This window comes from Arthrobacter sp. TmtSoilC79 (genome assembly GCF_059739405.1).
Map to the genome: position 1 here is coordinate 390,481 of NZ_AP046051.1, position 15,888 is coordinate 406,368.

Genomic DNA, 15,888 nt, shown 5'->3' on the forward strand with positions numbered 1-15,888 from the left:
CGGCGGAATCGGGTTTTGGTCCGATTCGCATCTAAGCCGTGGATACCCTGACTGGCATGGAACGAACACTGAGAGTTGTCCGGCATTGGGGCGCCCCCGCGGCGGCTGCCATCTTCTTTGTGCTGTGGTGTGTGGGGGAAGCTGGCCGGATGGGGCCGTGGCCGGGCTTCTATTGGCCAGGCGCCATACCGCTGCTTGTAATGACGGCAGCGATAGGAACTGCGACGTGGAAGCCCTACCTTTCTCTTGGATTGACGGCTGTCCTGCTGGTGGGACAACTCGTGCACATCGTCCCGGCCATGTTGTCAAACCATTGGGCGATCTACCTGGGGTCCTTTGTATCACTTGGGTTCATCATGTGGACGGGCAATAAGAGGCAGAGAATCCTGGCCGTCTCCGCTAATGTCCTCTTCGTTTTGGTCATGACCTACATGATGATCTCCGCCCGCTACGGCGACGGAGTTGGTTGGTTCAGGCCGATGTATTTGGGAGATGGTTTCGCTCTGCGGAACTACGGCGGGCAATTGTCGAGCGTTTTGTTGCTCGTTGCCGCCGCTTGCGGCACGCTCGGCATCCTTGCAGCCCTGTATGAAGACCGCCGGGCATTGTCCAAGGCGCAGGTGCTCACCCAGGCCAGCCTTAAGGAAACAGAAATCGAACTGGTCATTGAGCAGGAACGCACTCGGATCGCCCGCGATCTGCATGATGTCCTGGCTCATTCATTGGCAGTCATTACGGCCCAGGCTGATGGCACGCGGTATCTGAGCAAAGGTCAGCCAAAGCCTGTCCTGGACGCGTTGGAGAACATCGCCGTATCAGCCAGGCACGCATTGGTTGATGCCCAACGCGTCATCGAAGGCGTTAGGGACGATGGCATGGTTGCCCCACAACCCTTGATCAGCGACGTCGGACCGCTGATGGAACGCATGCGTCAGGGCAGCCTTGAGATTGAGCACAGTGAGAGCGGTGTACCCGTTGAACTGGGAGCAGGTCAGCAGCTGGCAGTGTTCAGAATCGTCCAGGAATGTCTCACCAACGCACTGAAGCATGGCGGCCGGGGAACCGCCGTGCGGGTGCATTTCGATTGGAGCGGCCCAGGGCTGACACTTCATGCTTCCTCCACGCTGCCGGCGTCCGTTCCGTTGGGGGAAACGGACGCCGGGCAGGCCAAGGAACGGTATGGACGAGGCGTTCCCGGTATGCGGGAGCGCGCGCATCTCGCCGGTGGTTGGCTGACTGTGGGCCCGGATGGCGAGCAGTTTCGGGTAACTGCTTTTCTTCCCTATGGAACCGCGAGTCTGCAGGCTACCTCGCATCCATCCGAGGCATTGACGGATCTGGGAGAACGGACCCCGGCGGGAGGAGCTGGTGGCCTTGGCTGAATCACCTGCGCCGATCTCCGTGGCGCTGGTTGACGACCAGCCCTTGTTCCGGGCCGGTATCCGGATGTTGGTTCAAAGCCAGCCGGACATGCTGCTGGCGTGGGAGGCTGGCGACGGCAGCGAGGCGGTGGCGCGCGCCACAGAGCAGCCGCCTGACGTCTTGCTCATGGATCTCCGTATGCCGGTGATGGATGGGGTAACTGCCACCAAGCACCTCTGGGATGCTGCGTTGCGTGACGGGTTGGAGAAGCCGAAAATCATCGCCTTGACCACTTTCAACCGTGACCAGGCTGTGGTTGAGGCCGTCCAAGCGGGCGCAAGCGGGTATCTGCTAAAAAGCGCCGAACCGGAGTTTCTGTTGGCGGCTATCAGGACCGTTTATTCCGGGTACTCGGTCATCGCGCCAGGATCCGTGCATGACCTGTTTCAGCATGCTGCCCGGACAGTGCCGGTTGCGGGGCCGGATCTTTCCGTCCTGGCTCCTTTGTCTGTGCGCGAGCGGGAGGTCTTCCTCTTGGCAGCCAAGGGTTTGAGCAACGGTGCCATGGCAGAAAGCTTGTTCGTATCCGAGGCTACGGTCAAAACGCATCTGCGCAGTGTCCTCACAAAACTGGGCGTCGGGACGCGGCTCCAACTCGTGTCATTCGCTTACGAGCACCGGCTGCTCGGATAGCCGGGTACCCGCCGTCGAGCGCTTAAAACGCGCGCCGACATGGCAGGTGGTGACAATCCGGAGCGCAAACATTGTCGTTAATTGGCACCTGGGCGAGGCGGTGGCGAACGAAAAACGGCGGCCGTCCCCTCAGGGGAGGCGGTCGCCGTCGTTTATTCACCAAGGTGCGTGGAAGCGTTACATCCTCCGTCGCGTCGTGGTTGTTTCGTCCATGGCATCCCTGCCCAGCCAAGCACCCAAGCCGATCATGGCAACACCGAGGATCAGGTGGAGCCAGTTGTCGGCGGTGTTGAAGGGGACAAAGTTGGCGCCTGTTTCCTGGTTGATGACCAGGCCGTAGATCCAAAGAACGATGTACACGGCGCCGCCGCCCAACAGGAACAGGCGGGCCATGCGAGCGTTCCTTGCCATGGCCAAGCCGGCCACGCCAAACAGCAGGTGAACGATGTTGTGGAGTACGGACACTTGGAAGACTCCAAGCAGCATGGCGCCGGATTCATGTCCCGCAAAGGTCATGGCGCCGAAATTGGTGGTGATCCCTGGGATAAAGCCCAGGACGCCTACCAGCAGAAATACAATGCCAACGCCCATGGCGGTGTTGCGTAGCGTCAACCCCATCATGTGGTGGTGTTCGGCGGGGTGCGAAGCGGTGGTCATCAAGTCCTCCCTTTCACGCGGTTACCCGGCTCTTCTCATGGAGAGCCGACCTGCGGCAAGGGGTGTCGCAAAACCTTGCCGACGCCGCCATAATACTCCTGAAATGCCTCCGATAGCAGGGGATGTGCCCAGTTCAGCGGCGGTTAGCATGGGGTTATGAGCCAAGCTCCCAACGGCCGCGTGCACACGATTTTCCATGACACCCGGGACCTCACGCCTTTCCGCGAGGGTTACGTCCGTACCCCGGTTCGCGGGCTCACGGACGGCGTGAACGACGTACTTTCCGGGGTGCTGGGTGGGCGGGACCACGCGCGGTTGACTGTAACCGGCAACGTCCCGCGGTTGAGGATGCTCTCTTCCAAGACGGCCAAGGCGATGCACGACGCCGTGTTTACGTCCACGGAACCGGATCGCCTCCTGGCTTTCGGCCGCATGAACCCGGGATGGGCCGGCCTGTGCCACGTGATGGCGGGCTTGCTTGCTTACAAACACGGCGGGTTCCTGCGGGCCTCCGAGCTGCTGCAGCGCGGATTAACAACAAGGATCGACGACGACGCCAGCCAGTTCTCGGCTATCTACCTTGGGCAGGTGGTCACCAAGGTCGAGGTGGCTGAACGGATTGAGGTTCCGGTTTTGTTCAGCGAGGAATCGGTGTTCCTGGCGCTGGCCCATTGCTTGCGGGAGATGGGATTGACCGAGGCGGCGTTGGAAGCTGTGGTGACGTTGCCGCCGTCGTTGCCTTCTGCGTTGGCGCGCTGCACCGCGGCGTTTTCGTTGGAACGACACCGTGACGTGGTGCTGTGGACGGAAGGTTTGTTGAATACCGACGACCTCTCGGCGGCGCTCCTGTTGATCCGTGCCCGTTCGCAGCGCGCGAGGGGCGACTTCGAGGCCGCCCAAGCCGCGTTGAAGGAAGTCCTCCGGCGCCGAAAGACCAACTTGGCTTTGAAGAATGATGCTTTGACGGACCGCGCGCTCCTGGCGCTGGACCAAGGTCGCCGCACGTTGACTCCGCGGTCCAAGCGTCCGGCCCCGCCAGCGGAGCTGGAGACCTTGGAAGTTATCCGCAAGGACGCGGAGATGCGGCGTCTTTGGGAAAACGACTTCAGGCAACTGGGCGGCGAATAGAAAACCATTGTGCCAGCGGGGGTAGAAGCGTATTCTCTTAATCAACCAAGCAGTTGATCAATGGCTTGGTTGATTATGGAAGACGGGACGGCGATGGAACACGATGCTCAGGGGACAGAAACCCTGGACAAAGCCTTCATGGCGCTGGCAGATCCGGTGCGACGGGCCATTGTGGCCCGGCTGTCCCGGGGCGAGGCCACCGTCAATGAGCTTGCGGAACCTTTCGCCATCACCAAGCAGGCGGTTTCCAAACACATTCAGGTCCTGGAAAACGCAGGACTGGTAACCCGCTCACGCGATGCTCAACGGCGGCCCGTTCACTTGGACGCGGCAGCCTTGGAGCGTTTGACGGCATGGATTGACCAGTACCGACTGATTGCCGAGTCACGCTTCCGGCAGTTGGACGAGTTGCTGGGTACCTCCCCAAAGGCCGGCACCCACCCGGAAAAATGAACGAACAGCAATGAAGGAAGAACCCTCATGAGCAATCCAACAACGATCACTGCCAACGAAGGCGTCCCGTTCGTGGACACGGTCCGCGAATTCGATGCCCCGGTCAGCGCAGTTTTCAAAGCCCACGTAGACCCGGATCTCTTGGCCAAGTGGTTGGGCCCCCGCAGCACGCAGACGAAAATTACCGAGTACAACGCAACCACTGGCGGAAGCTGGCGCTACGAAAGCGGTGATGAGAACGGCATGTACGGCTTCCGCGGTGTTTTCCACACCGTTGAATCCGATGCCCTGATCATCCAGACCGTCGAATTCGAGGGCGCGCCCAACCAGGTGGTCATCAGCACCACCACGTTCGAGGAAATCGATGGCAGGACCCGGATGTCTGCCCACGAGGTCTACCCCTCGGTGGAAGCCCGCAACATGGCCGTGGCAACCGGGATGGACTACGGCGTGATCGAAGGATACGAGCGCCTGGACGAACTGCTCGCAGGTTAGCTGTTTGCCGCTTGTATCTGCACCAGCAGTGGGAAGAGTTGCTCCGACAACAGCACTGTCCCGAGTCCGATCATGATGATCCCGCTGACCAGGGTTACAACCCGCGCGGCGCCGGGCCGGGAAGCCAGCAGCTTCCGGGACGTCAACGCCACGCCTGTGTACACCACCGCGGCCAGGATCACGAAGGTCAGGCCCAGCAAGCCTGACTGGAGCGGAACGGGCAGCGCTGCCTCAGGGCTGACGAACTGCGGTACCAGAGCAACGAAGAACAGCAGGCCTTTGGGGTTGATGCCGCTGGTGCCCATGCCTTGGAAGAACGTGCGGAGCTGGTTTCCGGACTGTACGACGCCGGCTTCCGCACTGAAACTCGCGCCTCGCCATGAGCGCATGGTGGAGACGCCGAGATACAACAAGTAGCCCGCGCCGGCGATGGTCAGCCACCCCAGGAGGCCCGGAACTCCGGCCAGCAGGGCCGCCAGCCCTGCCACCATGAGCAAGGTATGGATGACATATCCACTGCACAGGCCTGCGACGGCGGGGACGAAGCTGCGTTGCTTGAGTCCTGCCGAAATGGAATAGGCCCAGTCGACGCCGGGCGTGCAGGCCAGGCTGACGGCGACCACCATGAAGGCCAGGAACAGCTGCGGATTCACGTTTTCCCTCCAGGGCTAGATGCTGGGAAAACTCTAGGCAAAAACGGTCGATAAGTGCTCTTGTTTTTAGCTCAAAAAACGCTGATACGAGTACGATTATTGCGTGATTGATGGAATCGACAGAAGTATTTTGCGCCACCTCAAAGAGGATGGTCGAATGACGGCCACAGCCCTTGCCTCGCAGGTGGGTTTGACGGTTGCGCCGTGCCATCGGAGGCTCCGGGACCTGGAGTCATCGGGCGTGATACGGGGCTACCGTGCGGACATTGATCCGGCGGCGCTGGGGCTGGGTTTCGAGGCCATCGTGTTCGTGACGCTCAAACAAGTGGAGCGCACCATCATGGCGGAGTTTGAGGATCGCGTTACGGCCAGCCCCAACATTGTGGAGGCCCAGCGGCTTTTCGGATCCCCTGACTATCTGCTCAAGGTCATCGCGGCCGACCTTCCGGCCTACCAGCGTTTCTATGATGAGGAACTGGCCGCTCTCCCTGCCGTGGAGCGGCTGACGTCCACGTTGGTGATGAAGAACCTGAAAACCAACATCGGCCCACCCGTCTAGTCCCGGGCTGCCTGCCGGTTATTGAGCCAACAGCCCGGTGGTCCGGTACGGAATCACTTCGCGGAGGAACATGCTGGTGGACGTCCGGACAATTCCAGGGCACAGGCGAATTTCCTCGGAGACCCGGTATAGATCGTCCGGGCTCTTGGCCACCACCCTGATGATGAGGTCCGTATCCCCGGCCGGGGCGTGGCATTCGAGGACTTCCGGGATCTCCCGGAGTGCGGCGATCGCTTCGTTCAAGTGGCTTTGGTCCAGCTCAGCGCTGACTGCCGCCGCTACGCCACGGCCCAGGGCCGAGGGCAGGACACGGCTGCTGTTGGGCCGCAGGGCTCCGGCCGCCGTCATCCGTTCCAAGCGGGATTGCACGGTACCGCGGGCGAGGTGGAGTTTCTGGGCCAACACCATGATGGGAACCCGGGGATCATCATCGAGGGCAGCCAGGATTCGTCTGTCCGTTGCGTCGAGTTCCTGCAAAGTGACCACTTCCTGTCCAAGTATTCCGTGCTGACTGGTCAGATCGACCAATCTTTTCATCGTCCGTTGCACCAACTGTATGCGTTCTGCTCAAATGGTGACAACGAAGCAGGGCAAGGCTACCGCCGGACCCCGCAGGCACCAGGCATCCGGAACACCACCCGGTTCCCTGCATACGTTTCCCGCAAGGAAGCCGCCGCTGATTGACTCTTGTTCACAGCATTGTCATTCTGCACTCGCCCGTATCGTGCGGGCAGCACAGTAAGAGCCCCTGAGCCACCGGATCGTTGCGGTAGCTGAGGGGCTCTTGCGTTGCCGGGCGTCCGCCGCGTATAGCCGGGCGCCCGCCTTGCGTTGCCGGGCGCCGGCCAGGCGTTAGCGGGCACCCGCCAGGATCGGCCGGCGCATAGGCTTGGACCATGACTTCAGCTGGCCGTTTCGCCCCGAGCCCTTCGGGCGAACTGCACGTCGGCAACCTCCGAACGGCCATTCTTGCCTGGCTGTTCGCGAAGTCCAGCGGCAGGGATTTCCTCTTGCGGGTGGAGGACCTTGACCGTGCCCGGTCCGGCGCGGAGGCGGAGCAGCTCCGCGATCTGGAGGCAATCGGCGTCAGTTGGGACGCCGCCGTCGTACGCCAGACTGAGCGCGCGGCGCTCTACGACGCAGCGATTGCGCGCCTTACCGCTGATGGCCGCACCTACGAGTGCTTCTGTACCCGCCGGGAAATCCAGGAAGCGCCGTCCGCGCCCCATGCGCCGCAGGGCGCCTATCCGGGGACATGCCGGCGGTTGTCGACTGCGGAACGGGAGATCCGGCGCGCGTCACGTCCGGCGTCGATCCGCTTGCGGGCGGACGTTTCCGAGTGGGCTGTTGAGGACCAGTTGCAGGGTAATTACGTGGGGGTCGTGGACGACTTTGTGCTCCGCAGGAATGACGGAGTGACCGCCTACAACCTGGCGGTGGTGGTGGATGATGCCGCCCAGGGGATCGACCAGGTGGTGCGCGGCGACGACCTCCTTCCGTCCACCCCTCGGCAGGCCTATTTGGCGACACTTTTGGGCCTGCCGATACCCGAATACGCCCACGTTCCGCTGGTGGTGAACCACGACGGCGTGAGGCTGGCGAAGCGCGACGGCGCTGTCACGCTGGGCGACCTCGCCGCCGTCGGAATCCCTGCCGAACGGGTACGTCACCTGATCCTTGAATCACTGGGCCTGCCCGCGGGAACCCTTGCGCAGGTCCTGCCGCACTTCGATGCCCGGAAGCTGCCCAGGGACCCTTGGGTGTGGAAAACTCCCCGGCCCTGAGCTGCCCACCACGTAGGCTGTCTGGATGCATGCACAGGTGATCGCCCCAGGATTTGAACCCGTTGCCGAGCTCTTCGGCCGATTCCTCGATCAGGACGCGGACTATTCTGCGCAGGTGGCGGCATACCACCGCGGGGTCAAAGTACTCGACCTCAGCGGCGGTCCCCACATCCGTCCCGACTCAGTCACGGGTGTTTTCTCCTGTTCCAAAGGCATGGCCGGGCTGGTGATGGCGTTGCTCGTCCAGGACGGCCAGCTGGATCTTGACGCCGAGGTGGTCAAGTATTGGCCGGAGTTTGGATTAGAGGGCAAGGCGTCGATCACCGTGGCCCAGCTCCTCTCGCATCAGGCAGGGCTGCTGGGAGTCGAAGGGGGACTGACGCTGGACGAGGTCAATAACTCCGAGCTCGCAGCGGAAAAGCTCGCCGGACTGGCACCCTTGTGGAAACCTGGCGCAGCGTTCGGATACCACGCGCTGACCATCGGGATCTTCATGGAAGAGCTCTGCCGCCGCATCACCGGCTCAACCCTTCAGGATGTCTTTGAACAGCGGATCCGGGCTGTAACCGGAGCCCACTTCTTCCTGGGCCTGCCCGAGTCCGAAGAGGGCCGCTTCGCACCTTTCCGCTGGGCGGCCGATCCTTCCTGGCCCTGGGTGGATCCAGCCAGCCATTTTGGGTTGGCGGCCAATTCTGCGGTGGGTGACATCCTGGACCTGCCGAACATCCGGGAAGTGCGGGCTGCCGGGCTGAGTTCGGCCGCCGGCGTGGCCAGTGCCGAGGGCATGGCGAGGATTTACGCTGCTGCGCTGACGGGCTTGGCCGGCTCCGGGGATCCCGTGCCCCTCCTGACTGAAGAGACCATCAGGACTATGTCCGCCGAACAGGTCTTCGGCATCGACCGCGTCTTTGGCGAGGCAGGCTGCTTCGCAACGGTGTTCATGAAGTCCCACGCGCGGATGCCGTTCGGCAGCTATCGCGCGTTCGGGCACGACGGCGCCAGCGCATCTTTGGGGTTCGCGGACCCTGTTTATCAACTCGGCTTTGGGTACGTCCCGCAGCAGGCGGAGCCTGGGGGAGTGGGGTGCCGCAACTTCCAGCTCAGCTCCGCGGTACGGGAAGTCATCGCAGGGCTTCCGGCGTAGCTGTGGATTAGCAGGGTTCGGGGGAGTTGGGCTGGGGGGAGTTGGGCTGCCTAATCGAGCTGCGCCGCAGGGACGCCGGCGGCCATCCCTGCCCAGAGGGTGTCGGTGGCAGCCATGACCACGTCCTCCACGGAGTTGCCGTCCAGATGTCCGCCGGCCGCGAGGAGGGCTGTGCCGTGGAGGCTGACGAAGCACACCATGGCCAGCGTTTCCGTGTTGCCCGGAGCCAGGGCGCCGGCCTGCTGGGCCTCGGCGATCAGTGCCTGGGCAACCTGTATGCCTTGAGCGCCGGTGTTCCGCAGTTCCTCGCTGGAGTCCGGGTGGTGCTTGGTGGAGTACATGACCGTCAACAGGGCAGGGTGCTGAACGGCGAAGTCCACGTAGGACTTCCCAACACTGACGAAACGGCTGCGGAGGTCGTCGCCGGACCGGGCGGCGTCCTGAATGAGGCTGTTCATCGACTCGAAACCGGCCAGCGCCACGGCGTCGATGAGGGCTTGCTTATCGCGGAAGTGCTTGGCCGGGGCACCGTGGCTGACGTTGACGTCCCTGGCCAGCTGCCGCAGCGAGAGTCCCTCCACGCCGGCTTCTTCGATGGTGACCATGGCGCGTTCCAGGAGGGCTTCCCGGAGTTTTCCATGGTGGTAGGGCTGGTCAGTCATGCCACAAGTCTAAGCCAATGTAGTCATTGACAACAAAGTAGACACTGCCTACCATGTAGACAGCGACTACATCAGTCTCCGACTCAACCGAAACGGGAATCCGCCATGACCATGACCTACGCAGGCACAACTGCCCTCATCACCGGCGCCAGCTCCGGACTGGGCGCTGAGTTCGCCGGACAATTCGCCGCACGGGGCTCCAACCTTGTCCTGGTAGCCAGGCGCGCAGACCGTATGGAAGAGTTGGCTCAGGACCTGCGCTCGCGGCACGGCGTCACCGTGACAGTGCTCCCGTTGGACCTGGGCCGGGCAGGCGTGGGCCGGGAGCTTTTGAGCGAACTCTCCGGCCGCGGAATCACTGTGGACACCCTGATCAACAATGCCGGTTTCGCTACCCACGGCCCGCTGGCCGAGGAAGATCCGGACGTCATTGCGTCCGAAATTTCCCTGAACGTGGCGGCCCTCGTGGACATCACCCGGGCCTTCCTCCCAGGCCTGCTAGCCTCCGGGAAGGGTGCTCTGGTGAACATCGCCAGCACCGCAGCCTTCCAGCCCATTCCAGGCATGGCCGTTTACGGCGCCACCAAGGCCTTCGTCCTGAGCTTCACTGAGGCCGTCGCCCACGAAACCAAGAACTCCGGACTCAGTGTCCTGGCCCTTTGCCCCGGTGCGACACGTACTGAGTTCTTCGAGGTCCTCGGTGGTGAATCCGCGGCAGTTGGCAAGATGCAGACCCCTGAGCAGGTGGTCGGCACTGCGCTCAAGGCACTCGATCGCAAGGACACGCCAGGCAGCGTGGTCTCGGGCTGGGTCAACAGGGTGACCGCCGGGTTCGCCCAGCGTATGCCGAGGGCTGTGACCGTCGCCATCGCCGCCCGCGCCGTACAGGACTGGTAGTCCGGGGCACTTGGCACGTACGTCTCCGTCACACCGGATAGCCTGAAGGGAGGACCGATCCCCGTCGGTCCCTCTTCAAGCCGGAGGCCAGCATGACCGAACCACGCTTCACCGTAGAAACAGCCCAGGTCCTGGCGGAGGTGGCCCACAACCGGCAAAAGGACAAGCTCAAGCGCCCGTACCGCGAGCATGTGCTGGCAGTGGGCGATGCCCTGGCCGACTTTGACGAGGACATCCAGATCGCCGGCTACCTCCACGATATTGCCGAGGACACCCCCATCACCCGGCAGGCACTGCTGGACATGGGCGTGTCCCAGCGGGCTGTGGACATCATTGAACGCGTCACCCGGCGCTTCCATGACGACCCGGATGATTACGACGCCGGTATCCGTTACGTCGCGGAGGACCACGACGCCACGTTGGTGAAAATCGCGGACAATGCCCACAATTCCCTGCCGGAGAGGGTCAAGGCACTTGCTGAGAAGTGGCCGGACAAACCGCCGGTAACCCGCTACGCCGATGCCCGCCCTGTGTTGTACACGGCCGTTCCCCGCGAAGAAGTCCGGATGATCCTGGAGCGGATCAACCCTCACCTGCTCCGTGAATTGGACGAGATCGCCCCCGAGTAGCCCGCACCCTGGGTTGTGGGGCCCGTTCTGCATGGTTTGCGCGGGGTTTTGGGTGGTTAGTGGGCCTCGCAACGCAGGGGTGGTGGGTTGTGGGGCCTGTTGTGCATGGTTTGCGCGGGGCTAAGGCTGCTTAGTGGGCCTCGCAACGCAGGGCAAACCTCACCCGGCAGCAGTTTCCAGCCGACGGAGTGCCGCTGCCCGGCCTTTGTGCCCGCGTCGTTCGTCGTACGCGATCGACAGGCCAAGGACCACCATCATCTCCAGCATGCAGATCGGCACGGAGGCCCCTGCTGCAGCCATGGCAACGCTTGCGGCCAGGCCCACGAGCACCAGGGCGGTGCCCCAGAGCTGTTCCCGGTCGCGGCCGAGCATGATGCTGTAAAGAGTGGTCAACGAGGCTTTGAAGAGAATGACCGGGATGGCAATGGACGCCACGGCAGCGGCCGCAGGAATGTGGGTTTCATGATCAATGAAGTACGCCGCAACGTGCAGTCCTGCGCCGGTGGCGGCAATGGCAGCGAAGATTGGCATGTGCCCGTAGCCGAAAACCCATGAGCGGTGCCGCTGGACGTGCAGGGCGGGACCAGCCGGCAGGATGAAATAGATCCACCACATGGCGAAGGCCAGTCCGGTGCCGCTGAGTCCAACCAGGGCCGCATCCATGGACCATTGATGGGTTGCCACAATCGCCCGCAGGGTTTCGATGGCGCCGATCAGGCATTCGCCGAGGGCGATGATGGCCAGCAGGCCGTACCTTTCAGCGATGTGGTGCGCATGCCAAGGCGTCCGGATCTTCCGTTCTGCAAAGTAGGGGGCTGCCATTTCCAGGATGAACAGCGGAGCTGCCATCAGGAAGTTGGTCAGGACGTTGGCATCGACCACAAGAACAGCAACCCACCCGATTTGGACGATCGCCACGTACTTCGCGTAGCGCAGGCAGGTTTCCCTGCGTTCGGGATCCTGGCGTGCGGCCCGCAACCATTGGAAGATCAATGCCACCCGCATGACGATGTAGCCGAGCACCATGGTGACGTTGTCCACGTGCTGGCCTTCGATAATGGAGTGGAACACCGGCTCGATGCCCATGGCCAGAATGAGGACGCCCACCATCTGCACCATAGTGACCACACGGAACACCCAGTCATCGGTGTCGTAGGCGCTGGCAAACCACGTGAAGTTGATCCAGGCCCAGATCACCGCAAACATGGCGAAGGAGAAGGCCAGGAGCCCTGGCCAGAAGTGCGCCTCCGCCACGGCATGGGCGAACTGGTTCCCGGCAACACCAAAAGCGATGACGAAGGTCAGGTCGAAGAAAAGCTCCAGCGGGGTTGCCGTGCGGTGCTTTTCATGGGGATCACGGCCGCCCATGCGGGACAGGGCATGGCGAAGGGGATTCGAGGACATGGCTCAAAGATTACCGCTGCCCCTGCCTCTACGCCGAGATCGCTGAAATGCGTCGAGATCACCGGCAAGTTTCCAGCGGCCCCGCCACCTTCCCGCGAACCCGGGCAAAGGGAAACTAGACGCGCCCCAATGCGTCGAGATCACTGGCAAGTTTCCAGCGACCCCACAGCGTTCCCGCGAACTCGGGCAAAGGGAAACTAAACGCGGCCCAACACGTCGATGTCTTCGAGGAAGTCCTGGTGCACCTCGGCGCTGACAGTGGTCCGGGTATCGGCAATCGCGTCGAGGTAGTCCTGAGTGACGGGCCCCTTACGCGTGCCGGACCCAACCCCTGCCCCGGACGCACCGCCGGCCGAACCGCCCGAAGCAGCACCGTCGTCGTACACGGCTTTTTCCAGCGCCCGCTGGGAGGCGCTGCGGGCCGCGAACTCGATGTCCGCGGGAGAGAAGCCCTCGGTCCGTTCCACCAACTGGGCGATGTCCACCGAGTCCACCACCGTTGCGGGGATGAACCGTTGCCACATGGCTTCACGGGCGTGGACGTCAGGGAGGCCGATGGGGATGACGTAGTCGAACCTGCCGTGGCGCAGGAACGCGGTGTCCAGGGCGCGGATGAAGTTGGTGGCACAGACCAGGAGCCGGCCCGGTTGTTCGCGGAACGCAGGGATGATCTTGAGGAGCTCGTTGGTGACGCCCTGCAACGGGGACGGGGGATCTCCTGCGCGCTGGGACGCGATTTCTTCCACCTCGTCGATGAACACCACGGCATGTTCCAGCTCGGCAATTTCCAGGAAGGTCTCCCGCAGCGCGCCCGCGAGTCCCTTGGGGTCGGCGGCCAAGCGGGACGGGAACACTTCCACGAACGGCCACTCCAGCCGCGACGCGATGGCCTTGGCAAACGTGGTCTTTCCCGTACCCGGAGGCCCGAACAGCACCACGGCGCGCGGGGGCACCACGCCATATTCGTCGGCGAGGTCGGCCTCGGCCAAGGGCAGGACCAGCCGGCGTTCCAGCAGTTCCTTCTCGCGGCGCATGCCGGCCACGTTCTCCCAGAGATCGCGGGCAAGGATGCGCCCGCCCAAGAGCCCCAAGGCTCCGAGTTCCTGCCGCTGCACGGGGATGGTCCGTTCGAAATACCGCAGGTTCTTCTTGACCACGAAACCCCGGCCCAGGAAAGCTTCCACGCGAGTTTCAGTCTCCGGCATGAGTGCCGAGAGTTTGTTCAGGCCATGCGGTGCCATGCGGTTCTCGACGGCGGACAGCAGCGAGGTGCCGATGCCGCGGCCCCGGAACTCGGTGAGCGTGGCAAGGAAGACGATCCAGCCTTGGTCGTGTGCGGCCCGTCCGACGGCGGCACCCACCACTTGCTCGCCCTGGACCGCAACCACCGCATGGTCCTTCTCGCAGGACGCCAGGACTTCGGACAACGCGTATACCGGTTCCACGCCGTCGGCCTTGAGGGACTCCCAGAGGTGCAGGATGCCGTCGAGGTCGGAGGAATGGAAGTCCCTGATGCGCCAGTTGCTCATGGGTGATGCTCCTGAGGTTGCTAAGTGAGTCGCCGTTGATCTCTAGGAGTGAGCATAGGCGAACCATCGCTGCAGGAGGTTGCGGGTCCGTTGCGTTACGAAACGTCCTACTGAACGGCGCCCTACTGAACAGTGCCCTACTGAAGGACGCCCTACTGAACGGGACGCAGCCGCAGGCCCTGCATGCCGCCGTCGACCGCCAGTGAGGTTCCCGAGGTCGAACCGGACAGAGGGCTGGCAAGGTACGCGACGGCGCCGGCCACCTCTGCGGCATCCACCAGCCTGCCGTGGGGCTGCCGGGCGTTGAGGGCGGCGCGCTCGGCGGCAGGGTCGGCAGCGGAGTCCAACAACCGTCCCACCCACGGGGTGTCCGCGGTTCCGGGGTTCACGCAGTTGACCCGGATTCCTTCACGGATGTGGTCGGCCGCCATTGCGAGCGTCAGGGACAACACCGCACCTTTCGACGCTGAGTACAGCGCACGCTGCGGCAATCCCGCCGTTGCCGCGATGGAGCAGGTATTCACGATCGCGGCTGCCGGCGACTCACGCAGGTAGGGCAACGCGGCGCGGCTGACACGGGCGATTCCCACTACGTTGACGTTGAGGACACGCAGCCACTCGGCGTCGTCGTTCGCAGCGATGTCACCTTGGGCGCCGATGCCTGCGTTGTTGACCACGATGTCCAGACGGCCGAAATGCTTAACGGCAGTTTCGACGGCGGCGCGCACCGACGCGTCATCGGCCACGTCGCACTGGACAGCCAAGTGGGGGCTGGTTTCCGGTGCGAGGTCCAGGACGGCCACCTTCGCACCGCCGGATGCGAGGCGGTCCGCGATGGCCGCCCCGATTCCGGAGGCACCGCCGGTTACCAAGGCTGCGAGGCCCTCAAATTCGTTGCCCACGGCCATGTACCTAGGCGGTGGTTCCGGCGAAGGAAGCGGCGCCGCCCTGGACTGCCGTGCGCGTCGTGGCCCGGAAGTACTCCTGGCGCTGGCGTCCCAAGCCATCAATTTCCAGTTCCACAACGTCACCAGGCTGGATGAAGGGGAACCGCCCGGACAGTGCCACTCCTTCGGGCGTGCCGGTGATGATGACGTCGCCGGGCTCCAGGACCATGTACTGGCTGAGGTGATGAACGATCGTGGCGGGGTCGAAAATCATGTCCGAGGTACTGGAGTCCTGGCGCGGCGCACCGTTGACCAAGGTCTGGAGGCGCAGGTTGCCGGCATCGATGTCAGAGGCCGGAACCAGCCACGGGCCGAGGGGAGTGGAGCCGGGGAGGGACTTTCCCTTGGTCCACTGTCCCGCGGCCCCGGGGATTTGGTATTCGCGCTCGGAGAGGTCGTTGGCCACTGCGTAGCCGGCGATGCAACCCCCGGCTTCTTCGGCTGAGGAAAGGTATGACGCTTCCCGGCCGATCACGATCGCCAATTCCACTTCCCAGTCGTACTTTTCCGACGACGGCGGGATGGGCGCGGCGTCGAAAGGGCCGGCAATCGTGTTGGTGGGCTTGAGGAAGACCACGGGAACCTGGGGCGGCGTCGCACCCGATTCGGCGGCGTGGGCGGTGTAGTTGAGGCCGATGGCTACTACTGCGCCGGGGCGGGCAACCGGGGTACCGATGCGCAGGCCCTCGGGGGAGATTTCGGGAAGTTCGCCGTTATCAAGGGCTTGGCGGGTGCGCTCGATACCGTCCGTGGCGAGGAAAGCGCCGTCGATGTCCTGCGTCAAGGGCGTGAGGCTGAAGTGCTTTTCAGCACCCTGGGCGTCCTGGGCGATGACGGCCGGTTGTTCGTTTCCGGCCGTGCCCAGCCTGGCGAATTTCAAGGTCATGGCTTC

18 protein-coding genes are annotated in these 15,888 nt (G+C 63.3%); 10 read left to right on the forward strand and 8 right to left on the reverse strand.

All coding sequences use genetic code 11. The annotated features are described in order from the left end of the window. Window positions 1–56: 56 nt before the first annotated feature. Window positions 57–1,382 (forward strand): sensor histidine kinase, encoded by a 1,326-nt coding sequence (locus AC6JA3_RS01885; protein ID WP_081733411.1) that lies wholly within the window; start codon window positions 57–59, stop codon window positions 1,380–1,382. Further along, window positions 1,375–2,055 carry a response regulator gene (locus tag AC6JA3_RS01890; protein WP_026542657.1) on the forward strand — a complete coding sequence of 227 codons (681 nt, stop codon included), beginning with the start codon at window positions 1,375–1,377 and terminating at the stop codon, window positions 2,053–2,055. The genes AC6JA3_RS01885 and AC6JA3_RS01890 overlap by 8 nt, the downstream gene beginning before the upstream one ends. A 177-nt stretch (window positions 2,056–2,232) precedes the next feature. Here the strand turns inward: AC6JA3_RS01890 and AC6JA3_RS01895 are convergent, their stop codons facing one another. Further along, on the reverse strand, window positions 2,233–2,712 hold the full coding sequence (locus AC6JA3_RS01895) for a DUF4383 domain-containing protein (RefSeq protein ID WP_026542658.1): 480 nt from the start codon (window positions 2,710–2,712) through the stop codon (window positions 2,233–2,235). Between the two features lie 156 nt (window positions 2,713–2,868). Here AC6JA3_RS01895 and AC6JA3_RS01900 point away from each other — a divergent pair, with 156 nt between their 5' ends. The 3 genes from AC6JA3_RS01900 to AC6JA3_RS01910 all read left to right on the forward strand — a co-directional run bounded on the left by AC6JA3_RS01900 (window position 2,869) and on the right by AC6JA3_RS01910 (window position 4,788). Further along, window positions 2,869–3,840 carry a hypothetical protein gene (locus AC6JA3_RS01900; RefSeq protein ID WP_026542659.1) on the forward strand — a complete coding sequence of 324 codons (972 nt, stop codon included), beginning with the start codon at window positions 2,869–2,871 and terminating at the stop codon, window positions 3,838–3,840. A gap of 93 nt (window positions 3,841–3,933) precedes the next feature. Then, complete coding sequence (locus tag AC6JA3_RS01905) at window positions 3,934–4,293, forward strand: ArsR/SmtB family transcription factor (protein ID WP_026542660.1); 360 nt, start codon at window positions 3,934–3,936, stop codon at window positions 4,291–4,293. A 27-nt stretch (window positions 4,294–4,320) separates the two neighbouring features. Further along, on the forward strand, window positions 4,321–4,788 hold the full coding sequence (locus AC6JA3_RS01910; RefSeq protein WP_026542661.1) for an SRPBCC family protein: 468 nt from the start codon (window positions 4,321–4,323) through the stop codon (window positions 4,786–4,788). On the opposite strand, the gene AC6JA3_RS01915 is transcribed toward AC6JA3_RS01910, so the two are convergent. Further along, the gene (locus tag AC6JA3_RS01915) at window positions 4,785–5,441 is read right to left on the reverse strand and encodes a LysE family translocator (RefSeq protein ID WP_347782440.1); all 657 of its coding nucleotides are present in this window, start codon (window positions 5,439–5,441) and stop codon (window positions 4,785–4,787) included. The two genes, AC6JA3_RS01910 and AC6JA3_RS01915, sit on opposite strands and share 4 nt — an antisense overlap. 103 nt (window positions 5,442–5,544) lie before the next feature. Here AC6JA3_RS01915 and AC6JA3_RS01920 point away from each other — a divergent pair, with 103 nt between their 5' ends. Continuing rightward, a complete protein-coding gene (locus AC6JA3_RS01920; protein WP_081733412.1) occupies window positions 5,545–6,000 on the forward strand; it encodes an Lrp/AsnC family transcriptional regulator in 456 nt (151 codons plus the stop codon). 18 nt (window positions 6,001–6,018) lie between these two features. On the opposite strand, the gene AC6JA3_RS01925 is transcribed toward AC6JA3_RS01920, so the two are convergent. Beyond that, window positions 6,019–6,537 (reverse strand): Lrp/AsnC family transcriptional regulator, encoded by a 519-nt coding sequence (locus AC6JA3_RS01925; RefSeq protein ID WP_202900200.1) that lies wholly within the window; start codon window positions 6,535–6,537, stop codon window positions 6,019–6,021. A 359-nt stretch (window positions 6,538–6,896) separates the two neighbouring features. Between AC6JA3_RS01925 and gluQRS the strand changes: the two genes are divergently transcribed. Together gluQRS and AC6JA3_RS01935 are read left to right on the forward strand one after the other, a co-directional pair. Next, window positions 6,897–7,784 carry a tRNA glutamyl-Q(34) synthetase GluQRS gene (gene gluQRS, locus AC6JA3_RS01930; protein ID WP_026542665.1) on the forward strand — a complete coding sequence of 296 codons (888 nt, stop codon included), beginning with the start codon at window positions 6,897–6,899 and terminating at the stop codon, window positions 7,782–7,784. 25 nt (window positions 7,785–7,809) lie between these two features. Next, window positions 7,810–8,928, forward strand: a complete 1,119-nt coding sequence (locus AC6JA3_RS01935) for an EstA family serine hydrolase (RefSeq protein WP_026542666.1) — start codon at window positions 7,810–7,812, stop codon at window positions 8,926–8,928. Between the two features lie 50 nt (window positions 8,929–8,978). Here the strand turns inward: AC6JA3_RS01935 and AC6JA3_RS01940 are convergent, their stop codons facing one another. Beyond that, entirely contained in the window at window positions 8,979–9,590 is a 612-nt protein-coding gene (locus AC6JA3_RS01940) for a TetR/AcrR family transcriptional regulator (RefSeq protein WP_026542667.1), read from the reverse strand. Between the two features lie 105 nt (window positions 9,591–9,695). Here AC6JA3_RS01940 and AC6JA3_RS01945 point away from each other — a divergent pair, with 105 nt between their 5' ends. Beyond that, window positions 9,696–10,487, forward strand: a complete 792-nt coding sequence (locus AC6JA3_RS01945) for an SDR family NAD(P)-dependent oxidoreductase (protein WP_026542668.1) — start codon at window positions 9,696–9,698, stop codon at window positions 10,485–10,487. Between the two features lie 92 nt (window positions 10,488–10,579). Further along, window positions 10,580–11,116, forward strand: a complete 537-nt coding sequence (locus AC6JA3_RS01950) for an HD domain-containing protein (RefSeq protein WP_026542669.1) — start codon at window positions 10,580–10,582, stop codon at window positions 11,114–11,116. A gap of 159 nt (window positions 11,117–11,275) precedes the next feature. On the opposite strand, the gene AC6JA3_RS01955 is transcribed toward AC6JA3_RS01950, so the two are convergent. From AC6JA3_RS01955 to AC6JA3_RS01970, 4 genes are all read right to left on the reverse strand, one after another. Then, on the reverse strand, window positions 11,276–12,520 hold the full coding sequence (locus AC6JA3_RS01955; RefSeq protein ID WP_091553140.1) for a low temperature requirement protein A: 1,245 nt from the start codon (window positions 12,518–12,520) through the stop codon (window positions 11,276–11,278). A gap of 197 nt (window positions 12,521–12,717) precedes the next feature. Continuing rightward, window positions 12,718–14,049 carry an ATP-binding protein gene (locus AC6JA3_RS01960; protein WP_026542671.1) on the reverse strand — a complete coding sequence of 444 codons (1,332 nt, stop codon included), beginning with the start codon at window positions 14,047–14,049 and terminating at the stop codon, window positions 12,718–12,720. A gap of 152 nt (window positions 14,050–14,201) precedes the next feature. After that, window positions 14,202–14,957, reverse strand: coding sequence for an SDR family NAD(P)-dependent oxidoreductase (locus AC6JA3_RS01965; RefSeq protein WP_347782441.1), 756 nt, complete (start codon window positions 14,955–14,957; stop codon window positions 14,202–14,204). Between the two features lie 4 nt (window positions 14,958–14,961). Then, the gene (locus AC6JA3_RS01970) at window positions 14,962–15,882 is read right to left on the reverse strand and encodes a fumarylacetoacetate hydrolase family protein (protein WP_347782442.1); all 921 of its coding nucleotides are present in this window, start codon (window positions 15,880–15,882) and stop codon (window positions 14,962–14,964) included. Window positions 15,883–15,888: the final 6 nt, after the last annotated feature.